An 11,866-nucleotide genomic window follows, 5' to 3' on the forward strand; every position below is an offset into this window, starting at 1 on the left:
AGTCGGGTCAGGGCAGGAAGTCGAGAGTCACGTAGTCCTCGGGCTTGCCGCGCGTGGACGCATCCATGCCGCCGTACTGCACCAGCAGGTCGAGCGAGTCGCTGACGTTCTTCATGGTCACGCGGAACGGGCGCTGGTTGGCCGTTTCCTTCGTGTGATAGAGCGCCACGCTCTGCTTCATGCCGACGATGAGCGTGTCGCGCACGCCGGCCTTGGCGTTGGCCTTGAGCATCGCGTCGACGGCGGCCTCGGGGCTCTTCTCGGCGGCTTCGGCGGCCTTGGTGGAGGCGCGCATGAAGCGCTTCACCAGGTCGGGGTTCTCGGTCAGCAGGTTCTTGTTGGTGATGATCCCGGAGCTGATCTGGTTCACGCCGGAGTCGGCGAAGCGGATCGGCGTCACGGGCTTGCCGGTGGCGTCCTGCAGCTTGATGGCCTGGTCCATCACGTAGCCCAGCAGCAGGTCGGCCTGGCCGTTGGTCACTGCATTGAGCTTGGTCTGGCCGTCGCCCGAGACGATCTTCACCTGGTCGGGCTTGATGTCGTTGACCTTCAGGAACAGGGGCCACATCTGCGACATCGAGTCGCCGGGCGTCACGGCCACGGTCTTGCCGATGATGTCCTTGGGCGTCTTGATGTTCTTCTCGCTGAAGCCCATGACCGACATCGGGCTCACCTGGAAGAGCACGCCGGTGGACTTCAGCGGCGCGCCCTTGGCGGCGGCCTTGATCATGGTGGTGACGTCGATGTAGCCGAAGGTGGCCGACTTGGCGGCCACCGCCTGCGCGGTGACTGCGGAGCCGCGGCCTTCCTGGATGTCGAGATCGATGCCTTCGTCGGCGTAGAAGCCCTTTTCCTTGCCGAGGAAGAAGGGCGCGTGCTCGCTGTAGAGATACCAGTTGAGCATCAGCGTGACCTTGTCCTTGGGCTTGTCGCCCTGCGCTTGGGCAGGGGCGATGGCGAAGGTGGCGAGCGCTGCCGCGGCGAGCAGCGAGGGAAGCAGTTTCTTCATGGTGTTGTCTCCGGAGTTGTTGGCTTTTGCGAAAGAACTCAGTGCGCGTGGCGCTGCGAGGCGTGCCACGGAATCATCACGCGCTCGACCAGGTCGACCGCGACGAAAAGGATCACGCCGATGCTCGACAGCACCACCAGCGCGGCGAACATCAGCGGCAGGTCGAAGTTGCCGTTGGCCACCTGCAGCACGTAGCCGATGCCCGAGTTGGAGCCGACGAACTCGCCGACCACCGCACCCACCACGGCCAGCGTGACCGACACCTTCAGGCCGCTGAATATTTGCGGCAGCGCCTGCGGCAGGCTGATCTTGAAGAAGGTCTGCAGGCGGCTCGCACCCATTGAGCGCGAGAGGTCCAGCATGTCGGGTTCGACCGACTTGAAGCCCATCACCGTGGACACCACCACCGGGAAGAAGCCCAGCAGGAAGGCGCTGATCACCTTGGGGAAGATGCCGAAGCCGAACCACACCACGAACAGCGGCGCGATCGCCACCTTGGGAATGCTCTGCGAGAACACCAGCAGCGGGTACACGTAGGACTCCACCACGCGGGAGTAGGCGATGACCATCGCAATCGGAATGCCGATGAGGATGGTCAGGCCGAAGCCGCCCAGCGTGGCGAGCGTGGTCTTCCAGCTCTCGGCGAGCAGGTGCGGCCATTCGGCGACGAGCTGTTTCACCACCTCCCAGGGCGGTGGAATCAGGTAGGCGGGAATCTTGAAGAGGCGGATCGCCAGGTCCCACAGCACCAGCAGCATCAGGATCAGCAGAAAAGGGCGCAGGGCGGGGGAGAGCAGGAGCTTGCGGAACATGGACGGGCCGGGACTTTCTGGCGTGCTTGTTGACTGACTGGCGTGCTTACTGTTGGACCGACAGGCCGGCGGCCTTCACGAGTTCCGCGTTGCTGGCGATCTCTTCCTTGATGTAGGCGTCGAACTGCGCGGGCTTGAGCGTCCATGGGTCGGCGCCGAGCTTGGCGAAGCGCTCTTTCACCTCGGGCGTGGCCAAGGCCTTGGTCACTTCGGCGTGCAGCCGCTCGACGATGTCGCGCGGGGTCTTGGCCGGCGCCATCATTCCGATCCAGAAGTTGAATTCGGAGCCAGGTACGCCGGCCTCGGTGGTGGTGGGCACGTCGGGCAGGGCGGCGGCGCGCTTGGGCGAACCCACGGCGAGCGCCAGCAGTTGCCCTTCCTTGATCTGGCCGATGACCGGCGCGATGGGCGAGAAGTAGTAGTCGACGCGGCCCGAGAGCACCTCGGTCACGGCTTCGCCCGATCCCTTGAACGGGATGTTGGTCGCGTCGATCTTCGCGGCCAGCTTGAATTTCTCGGCGTTCAGGTGCGTGGCGCTGCCCTGGCCGGCAGAAGCGAAGTTCATGCTGCCAGGCTTGGCGCGCGCGGCGGCCAGAAGCTGCGGCAGCGTCTTGATGTTCTTCGAGGGCGCGATCACCAGTGCGTTGGGCAGCGAAGAGATCGGCGTGACGCCTGCGAAGTCGTGCACCGTGTCGAAGGGCAGCTTGGCGAAGGTGGAGGGGCTGACCGTGTGCGACGACGAATGAATCATCAGCGTGTAGCCGTCGGGCGCGGCCGTGGCCACTGCCTGCTGGCCGATGGTGCCGCTGGCGCCGCCGCGGTTGTCGATGACCAGCACCTGGCCCATGCTCGCGCCCATCTTGTCGGCGATGGCGCGGGCAATGATGTCGGTGGTGCTTCCGGCCGCGAAGGGCACGATCACGCGGATCGGCTTGGCCGGATAGCCGTTCTGCGCGAAGGCCATGCCCGGCAGCAGGGCGGCGATGCATGTCAGCGAGGCAAGGACGGTGGTGCGTGCAGTGCTGGCAAAGAACTTCATGGATGTCTCCGCGCGGTCGGGCCGCTTCTTGAATCGATCAATTCACCATTGAGTGAATTAGCGATTGTAGAAATGGCTCCGCCGCAGCGTCAACGGTCGCTGCCTAGTGAATACCCGGAGAGTCGGAGGGCGCGCCGCGGTCGGGCGCGCCCGGTGCGTCAGTGCAGGACGTAGCCCAGGACCAGGTCGGTCATGTGCGAGAGGCGTTGCGCCATCGCTTTGGGTGCGCGCAGGTCACGGCCGAAGATGGCCGAGAGCGTGTGGTTGTTCGACAGGTAGAAGTAGCACAGCGACGCGATCGAGATGTAGAGCTGCACCGGGTCCACGCCTGCGCGGAAAAGGTTGTCGCGGCGGCCGCGCTCGAGCACGGTGTCTAGCAGTTGCACCAGCGGCGAGTTCATTTCCTGGATGCGCTCGGAGCGCTTCAGGTGCGCCGCGCAGTGCAGGTTCTCGCTGTTGAGCAGCGTGATGAACTCCGGGTGCTCCAGGTAGTAGTGCCAGGTGAAGGACACCAGCTGGCGGATGGCCTCCACGGGGTCGATCTCGTCGAGGTGCAGGCGCTGCTCGGCCGAGCGGATGTCGGCGTACACGCGCTCCAGCACGGCCAGGAACAGGTCGTCCTTGCTGCCGAAGTAGTAGTAGATGAGGCGCTTGTTGAGCCCGGCGCGCTCGGCGATGCTGTCCATGCGCGCGCCGGCGAGGCCGCGCGCGGAGAACTCGTCGCGCGCCGATGCGAGGATGGCGAGCTGCGAGCGGTCGGCGTCGCGCGAGCGAGGCTCCAGCGCTTCGGCCGGATCGAGCATGTCGGGCGTGGAGTCCTTGGGGGCCTTCATGCAGCGAATTTAACCAATTGGGGAATTAACGCAAGGCGTCTGTAGGGGGCGCACATAATTGCCGGAGACATTCGTAGCGAGGTTCTTTCTTCACATGAGTACATCACAACCCGCGGGCCACCTGATCGTCGAGTGCCTGGTCGAACAAGGGATGAATATCGCGTTCGGCGTGCCGGGCGAGAGCTTTCTCGCGGTGCTCGACGGCTTCCATGCCTACCGCGACCGCGCGCGTTTCATCGTCAACCGGCAGGAGGGCGGCGCGGCCTTCATGGCCGAGGCGCACGGAAAGCTTACGGGGAGGCCGGGTGTGTGTTTCGTGACCCGCGGCCCGGGCGCGACCAATGCATCGATCGGCGTGCACAACGCCTTCCAGGACTCGACGCCGATGGTGCTGTTCGTGGGCGATGTCGGCAGCGACTTCCGCGACCGCGAAGCCTTTCAGGAGGTCGACTACGGCAGCTTCTTCGGGCCGAGTACCAAGGGCTTTGCCAAGCGGGTGGAACGCATCGACGACGCCGACCGCATTCCGGAGTACATCGCGCGCGCCTTTGCCACCGCGATGAACGGGCGGCCGGGGCCGGTGGTGCTGGTGCTGCCGGAGGACATGCTGCGCAGCGAGACCAGTGCGCGGCCGCTGGCGCGCGTGGAGGCTGTCGAGCCGTGGAGCGACCCCGGGGCCTTGCGTACGCTGCGCGAGCTGTTGCTGAAGTCGCAGCGCCCGCTGGTCATCGCGGGTGGCGGCGGCTGGACGGCGCAGGCTGCGCAGGCGCTGCAGCGCTTTGCCGAGAACTGGCGGCTGCCGGTGGCGAATGCCTTCCGCTTCCAGGACACCTTCGACAACCACCATCCGCTGTATGCGGGCGATGTCGGCATTGCGATCAACCCGAAGCTCGCGCAGCGCGTGAAGGACGCCGACCTCATTCTGGCGATCGGCCCGCGCCTGGGCGAGATGACCACCGGCGGCTACACGCTGCTCGAAGCGCCCAAGGCGAAGCAGACGCTGGTGCACATCCATGCGAGCGCGGAGGAACTCAACCGCGTCTACCAGGCCGACCTGGCCATCAACGCCGGCATGAGCGCCGCGGCGCGCAGCCTCGAGGTGCTGAGCGCGCCGCCGACGCTGCCGTGGGAGGAGTGGACGCTGCAGGCCCATGCCGACTACGAAGCCAACCTCGTGCCACAGGCGCTGGCCGGCATGCCCGCCGAGACGCCGCGCGGGCCGGTCGACATGGCGGAAGTCGTCGCGCTGCTGCAGAAGCACCTGCCGGCGGACGCCGCCATCACCAACGGCGCGGGCAACTTCGCGAGCTGGGTGCACCGCTACTTCCGCTACCAGGGGCTCGCCAAGGGCACGAAGACCCAACTGGCGCCGACCAGCGGAGCGATGGGCTACGGCGTGCCGGCCGGCATCGCGGCCAACCTGGCGACGGGACGGGTGGCATTCACCATCGCGGGCGACGGCGATTTCCTGATGACGGGGCAGGAGCTGGCGACGGCTTCACAGCACGGCGGCAAGAGCATCATCGTGCTGCTGAACAACGGCATGTTCGGCACCATCCGCATGCACCAGGAGCGTGAATATCCGGAGCGCACGAGCGGCACCGCCTTGCGCAACCCCGACTTCTGCGGCCTCGCGCGCGCCTACGGCTATGCGGCCGAGCGCGTGACGGAGACGGCGCAGTTCGAGGCCGCGTTGCTGCGCGCGCTGGCGGCCGACACCGGCACGCTGATCGAGATTCCGCTCGACCCCGAAGTGATCACCACGCGCGGCACGCTGGCCTCGATCACGCGCGCTGCGAAGCAGCAGCACCAGGCGCGCAACTGAGCGCGGCGCGATGACTTTCCACGCGGGCGCGCAGGGCGGGCGAGCGCAGTTCGAACACGTCGAACAGGCCCAGCGCATCGAGCGTGGGGATCAGCGAAATCATGTCCTGCTCGGCCGACTGCCTGTCGGCCGCCGAAGCGCTGGCGTCTTCGAGGATGCGCACGTTGGCGAGAAACGCGCCGACCGATCCCTTGCGCAGGGTCTGGCCGTTGATGACGGTGAAGTCCTGGCCGTCGGGCAATACGTCTTGGGCTCTCATCTTTGTTCCTTTGAAGGGGTAGTGCGGATGAGACCGATGCTAGGCAGCAGCGGGCTTGCAGGCTTGCTGCGCGGGGCCAATCGATACCGCTGGCGGGCCACCCGTGGCTGCTGATGCCTCCGTGAGGCTCTGGATCAACGCCTACGAGGCGCCGCGCGTCACGGGCTACCACGCCCATGAGGACGGCCAGTTGTTCGCCTTGCGCGAGGGTTTGCAGGTCATAGAGACGCCCTCGGGCCGCTGGGTGCAGCCGCCGGGGTGGATCGGATGGATCGCGCCGCGATGCGCTCATGCTGCGCAGAGCTTCGGTCCGACGGCGGGCTGGAGCCTGCATATCGATTCGCAAGCCGCGGCTGTCTTGCCCGATGGGCCGCATGTGTTTGCGGTGACGCCGCTCGTGCTGGGGCTGGTCGACCGGTTGACGTCGCTCGATGCTTCCGCCGGTTCGCTCGATGCGCGTCGCGCCCGGCTGGTCGGCGTGCTGATCGACGAACTCGCGGCGAGCGAGCGGCTGTCGCTGCACCTGCCCATGCCTCAGGACAAGCGCCTTGCCATGATGGCCGCGGCGTTGGCCAACGATCCGTCGTTGCCCGACACCATCGACGATTGGGCTGATCGCATCGGCGTGGCCCGCAGGACGCTGACACGCCGCTTCGCTGCAGAAACGGGACTGAGCTTTGCGCAGTGGAGGCAGCAGGCGCGGCTGCTCAAGGCGGTGGAGCTTCTGAGCTTGAAGGAGCCGGTGACGGTGGTGGCGCTGACCGTGGGCTACAACTCGGTCAGCGCCTTCATAGAGGCCTTCCGCAAGCACTTCGGGCGAACGCCATCGCGTTTCTTCGAGCCGTGAAAGGCGCTTGAAAGGGCTTGTGCGCAGGCGAAAAAAAGCCGGCTGTGAAGCCGGCTTTTTGATTCAGGAGCGCGAGGCCCCCGAGCGCTTACTTGACGTGCTTGCCGATCAGCGCGGCCAGTTCGAACATTGACACTTGGGCCTTGCCGAAGATTTCCTTCAGCTTGGCGTCGGCGTTGATGTTGCGCTTGTTGGCCTTGTCTTGAAGGTTGTTCTTCTTGATGTAGTCCCACAGCTTGCTCACGACGGCGGTACGCGGCAGCGGCGTGGAGCCGACCACAGCGGCGAGTGCCGGGCTGGGGGTCAGTGCCTTCATGAACGCTGCGTTGGGCGTGCGCTTCTTGGCGGGAGCAGCCTTCTTTGCGGGTGCGGCCTTCTTTGCAGGAGCAGCCTTCTTCGCCGGTGCGGCAGCCTTCTTGGCGGGAGCAGCAGCCTTCTTTGCCGGTGCAGCAGCCTTCTTCGCGGGAGCGGCGGCCTTCTTTGCGGGAGCCGCAGCCTTCTTTGCCGGAGCTTTCTTGGCCGGAGCCTTCTTTGCAGTTGCCATGGTTGATTTCCTTTTTTGGTTGAACACTCACCAATGAAAAACTTGCGTCTCCAGTGGCATTGCGGATGCTAAATGAGAAAAAACGCGTTTCCAAGGGAAAAAGCGCTTTTTTCATTGGGAGTTGTTGTTTTTTCAGAGGGGAGAAGCCTCGTTTTCACCTTCGGCGCCCGGGCCATGTCGCAAGCACCACGCCCACGAGTGCGATCACGAAGGCAAGCAGCTGTGTCGTGGAGAGGCTTTCACCCAGCACGAGCACGCCCACGAGGGCCGCGCTGACCGGCAGCAGCACGGCGAAAACACCCGCTTGTGCGGCTGGTACGTTGCGAAGTCCGGTCATCCAGAGCCACACCGTCCAGATGCTCGCGGCGAGCGCATAGGCCACGAGCAGCGCCCACGTGCCGAAGCGCACGGCGGTGAAGTCGAACTGCAGCGCGAACCAGATGCCGAAGGGCATCGACAGCACGAAGCCCCAGAGGTTGATGAGCGATGCGATGCGCTTGGGGCCGAGGCGCCCCGTGAGCGACTTGCCGATCACCGCGTAGGCCGTCTCGCAGAGCACCGCGCAGAACACCAGCAGGTTGCCCAGCCAGGGCATCGACGCCGGCGAGGCCGAGGGCGTTGCCGACGCATGCGCGGGCGAGAGCGCCAGCAGGCCGATGCCGAGCGCGGCACATGCAATGGCCAGGCCGATCCGCACCGTGATGCGTTCGCGCAGGAAGAGCCAGCTTGCAACGGCCACGCACGCGGGGATCGACGCCATGATCACGCCGGCCGACACCGCGCTGGTCAGGCTCACGCCGAACAGCATGCAGATGGAAAACAGGAAGTTGCCGAGGAACGACTCGAGGAACACCAGCCAGCGCGTATGCGCCGTCATGGGTGGCTCGTCGGGCGTGCGCTTGAGCCAGTGCGGCATGGCCAGCGCGGCGATGCCGAAGCGCAGCCATGCGAGCAGCAGCACCGGGAAGGCAGCCACAAGGGGCTTGGAGAGGGCGACGTAGCCGCCGACGAGCGACATGCTCAGGGCGAGGCAGCCATAGGCCACGAGACGGCCTGGTGTGGGGGCGGCGGAGTTCAATAGACTGGAATTCTTGTAGTTGCGGAGAAGGCGGTTCGATGATGCCCCACGTTTTTGTTTACGGCACGCTGCGCTGCGGCGGACGCAACGACATCGCGCGCTACCGTCCTTCGCCTGTGCTGGTGGGGGAGGCGACCATCGGCGGCACGCTTTACGACCTGGGCGCATATCCGGGCGTCGTGCTTGGTGGCGCAGGGAGCGTGAAAGGCGAGGTCTATGCGATCGAACCGTCTGTGGAGGCGGCGCTCGATCGGCTCGAGGAGGTGGCCGACGACGACACCGGTGAATACATCAAGCGGCGGGTGCGCGTGCAGACCGGCGGGCAGTGGATCGATTGCCTCGTGTACGAGATCCACCCGTCGCGCATCGAGGGCCGGTGTGTGATCGAAAGCGGGGATTGGATCGCTCATGCGGCAGGGCGTGCCGAGGGCCCCTTTTCACCACCGAAAGATTGATTGCGTATTACGAAATCCATGGCTGCTGCGGCGCAATATTTTTTCTCGATATGAGAAAAATAATTTTGCATTGAGAAATATGAATGTAAGTTGTTGATTTTGCTGATTGAAAAATATGTCTTCTATAAGACATAAGAGTCTGCCGCCGGATTACAGTAACTCCACGGCCGCAGCGCCCAACCTTCAATCAACCTCACGGAGTGACCATGCCCCAGACCCTCACAGAACAACTCAGCCGCGAACAACAGATCGCCGCCCTCGAAAAAGAGTGGGCCACCGATCCCCGCTGGAAGGGCGTCAAGCGCGGCTACAGCGCGGCCGACGTGGTTCGCCTGCGCGGTTCGTTCCCGATCGAGCACACGCTGGCCAAGCGCGGTGCGGAGAAGCTCTGGGACAAGATCAACGGTGGCGCCAAGAAGGGCTACGTGAACGCCTTCGGCGCGATCTCCGCCGGCCAGGCGATGCAACAGGCCAAGGCCGGCCTGGAAGCCGTGTACCTGTCGGGCTGGCAAGTCGCCGCCGACGGCAACACGTCGGAAACGATGTACCCCGACCAGTCGCTCTATGCGTACGACTCGGTGCCGACGATGGTCCGTCGCATCAACAACACCTTCCGCCGCGCCGATGAAATCCAGTGGGGCCGCGGCATCAACCCGGGCGACAAGGAGTTCATCGACTACTTCCTGCCGATCGTGGCCGATGCGGAAGCCGGTTTCGGCGGCGTGCTGAACGCCTTCGAGCTGATGAAGAACATGATCGCTTCCGGCGCCGCCGGCGTGCACTTCGAAGACCAGCTGGCTGCCGTGAAGAAGTGCGGCCACATGGGCGGCAAGGTGCTCGTGCCCACGCAGGAAGCCTGCGAAAAGCTGATCTCGGCCCGCTTTGCCGCCGACGTGATGGGCGTGCCCACCATCGTGCTGGCCCGCACCGACGCCGAAGCCGCGAACCTGATCACGTCCGACCACGACGCCAACGACAAGCCCTTCCTGACGGGCGAGCGCACGCAGGAAGGCTTCTACCGCGTCAAGAACGGCCTGGAGCAAGCCATCAGCCGCGGCGTCGCCTACGCGCCCTATGCCGACCTGGTGTGGTGCGAAACCGGCGTGCCGGACATCGGCTTCGCCCGTGAATTCGCGCAGGCCGTGCACGCCGCATGCCCCGGCAAGCTGCTGTCGTACAACTGCTCGCCTTCGTTCAACTGGAAGAAGAACCTCGACGACAAGCAGATCGCCTCGTTCCAGGAAGACCTGTCGGCGCTGGGCTACAAGTACCAGTTCATCACGCTGGCCGGCATCCACGTCAACTGGTTCAACACCTTCCAGTTCGCCCACGCCTATGCCCGCGGCGAAGGCATGAAGCACTACGTCAACATGGTGCAGGAACCCGAATTCGCGGCGCGCGACAAGGGCTACACCTTCGTGTCGCACCAGCAGGAAGTGGGCGCGGGTTACTTCGACGACGTGACCACCGTGATCCAGGGCGGTTCGTCCAGCGTGAAGGCGCTGTCGGGCTCGACCGAGGAAGAGCAGTTCCACTGATCCGCACGGATCGGTCTTTCGAGAGATAGACAGACAGGTATTCGCTGTCACCTTCAGCCCGGCCGCGTGCCGGGCTTTTTTGCGCCTGCGGCAGGCTCAGGCTTCGAGTCGAACCTCGCGCACGCCGCGGCCCAGCCGTTGGCGAAGCAGGGTGCGCAGCGTGACGCCGTCGGCGTAGCCCACCATGCCGGCGATCTGCTCGAGGCTTTTGTCGCTGGTCTTGAGCAGGTGCACCGCGCGCTCCACGCGCAGGTCCTGCACGTAGGAGAGGGGGCTCTTGCCCAGCACCTGCTGCATGCGGCGCGCCAGCGTGCGCTTGCTGGTGCCCGCGGCCTGCGCGGCCTCGTCGAGCGAAAAGCCAAGGGCCAGTCGGCCACGCGCCCAGCGTTCGAAGCGCTCCACCAGCGGGTCGGAGTGCGAGAGGTGGTCCGAGATCACGTAGGCCGATTGCGACGGACGTGAATCGACGATGAGGTAGCGCGCGACCAGCGTGGCGAGTTCGGGGCTTGCCTGTCGAACGATCCACAGCGCCATGTCGACATGGCTCAGCGCCGCGCCGGCCGTGACGAGGTGGCTGGAGCTGACGAGCATGCGCGAATCTTCCAGTTGCACGGCGGGATAGCGCTGGCGGAACAGCGTGGCGAGCCACCAGGTCGTGGTCGCCTTTTGGTGGTCGAGCACGCCGGCTTCGGCGAGCACGAAGGTGCCGATGCAGGCTGCAGCGATGTGGGCGCCCTTGCTCGTGCGCTCCCGCAGTGCGCTGCAAGCATCGCGCACGTCGGCGCGCTGCAATGCGGGCTCCAGTGTTTCTGGCATCTTGCAGCCGAGTGCGGGCACGATGAGCCAATCAGCGGCGCCGGCCTCCAGTGTTCGGGCCACCGGCACTGCGAAGCCTTGAGCTGTTCGCACGCGCTTGCGCATGCCCGCCACCACGACTTCGAACGGCGCCACGTCGAGCTGCAGCATGGCCGCCAGTTCATTGGCGGTAGTGAACACGTCGAGCACCGTGGACAAGCCGGTGTCGAACACGCCGTCGAGCGCGAGTACGTCGATCTTCATGGCCATAACGATATCAAAGATGTCAAAAATGCCAATGGCTGAAGGGGCGGCCGTTGCCTAGAGTCAGTGCCAACGCCGCGCAATGCCGCGCGCCGTTCAACTCAGGAGATGACTCATGATCAAGTACGCACTGTTCGCCCGCCTCGAAGCCAAGCCGGGCAAGGAAAGCGATGTCGCGAAGTTCCTCGAAGCCGGCCTTGCGATGGCGCGCGACGAGAAGACCACGCCGATCTGGTTTGCGCTGCGGCTGTCGCCAACCACTTTCGGCGTGTTCGATGCGTTCGAAGACGAGGCGGGGCGCCAGGCCCATCTGAACGGTTCGATCGCGCAGGCGTTGATGGCCAAGGCGCCCGAGCTTTTCGCCAAGCCGCCGTCGATCGAACCCATCGAAGTGTTGGGCCTCAAGAATGCGGCGCCCGCATCCTGAGCAAGCAGCGGCTAGAATCGCGAACTCTGTACTCAACAAGAGCGAGAAAGGCACCTTGGTTATGACACCGCGAACTACTCCGCAAGGATTCAGCGGCTTTTTCTTCACTGAAGGAAAAGGCCGGTAGCCCCGCGCACGCTG

13 protein-coding genes are annotated in these 11,866 nt (G+C 65.0%); 5 read left to right on the plus strand and 8 right to left on the minus strand.

Going from position 1 to position 11,866, the window contains the following annotated elements:
* Positions 1 to 7: 7 nt before the first annotated feature.
* The 4 genes from L3V85_RS14290 to L3V85_RS14305 all read right to left on the minus strand — a co-directional run bounded on the left by L3V85_RS14290 (position 8) and on the right by L3V85_RS14305 (position 3,693).
* Positions 8 to 1,009 (minus strand): ABC transporter substrate-binding protein, encoded by a 1,002-nt coding sequence (locus L3V85_RS14290; protein WP_237679838.1) that lies wholly within the window; start codon positions 1,007 to 1,009, stop codon positions 8 to 10.
* A 38-nt stretch (positions 1,010 to 1,047) separates the two neighbouring features.
* Positions 1,048 to 1,821, minus strand: a complete 774-nt coding sequence (locus tag L3V85_RS14295) for an ABC transporter permease (protein WP_237679839.1) — start codon at positions 1,819 to 1,821, stop codon at positions 1,048 to 1,050.
* Positions 1,822 to 1,867: 46 nt separating this feature from the next.
* Entirely contained in the window at positions 1,868 to 2,860 is a 993-nt protein-coding gene (locus tag L3V85_RS14300) for a tripartite tricarboxylate transporter substrate binding protein (RefSeq protein ID WP_237679840.1), read from the minus strand.
* A 158-nt stretch (positions 2,861 to 3,018) separates the two neighbouring features.
* Entirely contained in the window at positions 3,019 to 3,693 is a 675-nt protein-coding gene (locus tag L3V85_RS14305; protein WP_237679841.1) for a TetR/AcrR family transcriptional regulator, read from the minus strand.
* A gap of 94 nt (positions 3,694 to 3,787) precedes the next feature.
* Here L3V85_RS14305 and L3V85_RS14310 point away from each other — a divergent pair, with 94 nt between their 5' ends.
* Positions 3,788 to 5,518, plus strand: coding sequence for a thiamine pyrophosphate-binding protein (locus tag L3V85_RS14310; protein ID WP_237679842.1), 1,731 nt, complete (start codon positions 3,788 to 3,790; stop codon positions 5,516 to 5,518).
* Here L3V85_RS14310 and L3V85_RS14315 read toward each other — a convergent pair.
* Entirely contained in the window at positions 5,478 to 5,777 is a 300-nt protein-coding gene (locus L3V85_RS14315) for a hypothetical protein (RefSeq protein WP_237679843.1), read from the minus strand. The two genes, L3V85_RS14310 and L3V85_RS14315, sit on opposite strands and share 41 nt — an antisense overlap.
* 103 nt (positions 5,778 to 5,880) lie before the next feature.
* Between L3V85_RS14315 and L3V85_RS14320 the strand changes: the two genes are divergently transcribed.
* Positions 5,881 to 6,624 carry an AraC family transcriptional regulator gene (locus tag L3V85_RS14320; RefSeq protein ID WP_237679844.1) on the plus strand — a complete coding sequence of 248 codons (744 nt, stop codon included), beginning with the start codon at positions 5,881 to 5,883 and terminating at the stop codon, positions 6,622 to 6,624.
* A gap of 88 nt (positions 6,625 to 6,712) precedes the next feature.
* On the opposite strand, the gene L3V85_RS14325 is transcribed toward L3V85_RS14320, so the two are convergent.
* Both L3V85_RS14325 and L3V85_RS14330 read right to left on the minus strand, forming a co-directional pair.
* Positions 6,713 to 7,168 (minus strand): SWIB/MDM2 domain-containing protein, encoded by a 456-nt coding sequence (locus L3V85_RS14325; protein ID WP_198083785.1) that lies wholly within the window; start codon positions 7,166 to 7,168, stop codon positions 6,713 to 6,715.
* Positions 7,169 to 7,322: 154 nt separating this feature from the next.
* Positions 7,323 to 8,246 carry a DMT family transporter gene (locus tag L3V85_RS14330; protein ID WP_237679845.1) on the minus strand — a complete coding sequence of 308 codons (924 nt, stop codon included), beginning with the start codon at positions 8,244 to 8,246 and terminating at the stop codon, positions 7,323 to 7,325.
* A gap of 38 nt (positions 8,247 to 8,284) precedes the next feature.
* Here L3V85_RS14330 and L3V85_RS14335 point away from each other — a divergent pair, with 38 nt between their 5' ends.
* On the plus strand, positions 8,285 to 8,701 hold the full coding sequence (locus tag L3V85_RS14335) for a gamma-glutamylcyclotransferase family protein (RefSeq protein ID WP_237679846.1): 417 nt from the start codon (positions 8,285 to 8,287) through the stop codon (positions 8,699 to 8,701).
* Positions 8,702 to 8,907: 206 nt separating this feature from the next.
* The gene (gene aceA / locus L3V85_RS14340) at positions 8,908 to 10,239 is read left to right on the plus strand and encodes an isocitrate lyase (RefSeq protein WP_237679847.1); all 1,332 of its coding nucleotides are present in this window, start codon (positions 8,908 to 8,910) and stop codon (positions 10,237 to 10,239) included.
* A 96-nt stretch (positions 10,240 to 10,335) separates the two neighbouring features.
* On the opposite strand, the gene L3V85_RS14345 is transcribed toward aceA, so the two are convergent.
* Positions 10,336 to 11,298 (minus strand): GlxA family transcriptional regulator, encoded by a 963-nt coding sequence (locus L3V85_RS14345; protein ID WP_237679848.1) that lies wholly within the window; start codon positions 11,296 to 11,298, stop codon positions 10,336 to 10,338.
* Between the two features lie 115 nt (positions 11,299 to 11,413).
* Between L3V85_RS14345 and L3V85_RS14350 the strand changes: the two genes are divergently transcribed.
* Positions 11,414 to 11,725, plus strand: a complete 312-nt coding sequence (locus L3V85_RS14350; protein ID WP_237679849.1) for a putative quinol monooxygenase — start codon at positions 11,414 to 11,416, stop codon at positions 11,723 to 11,725.
* Positions 11,726 to 11,866 lie beyond the last annotated feature (141 nt).

This window comes from Variovorax paradoxus (genome assembly GCF_022009635.1).
Classification (GTDB): Bacteria; Pseudomonadota; Gammaproteobacteria; order Burkholderiales; family Burkholderiaceae_C; genus Variovorax.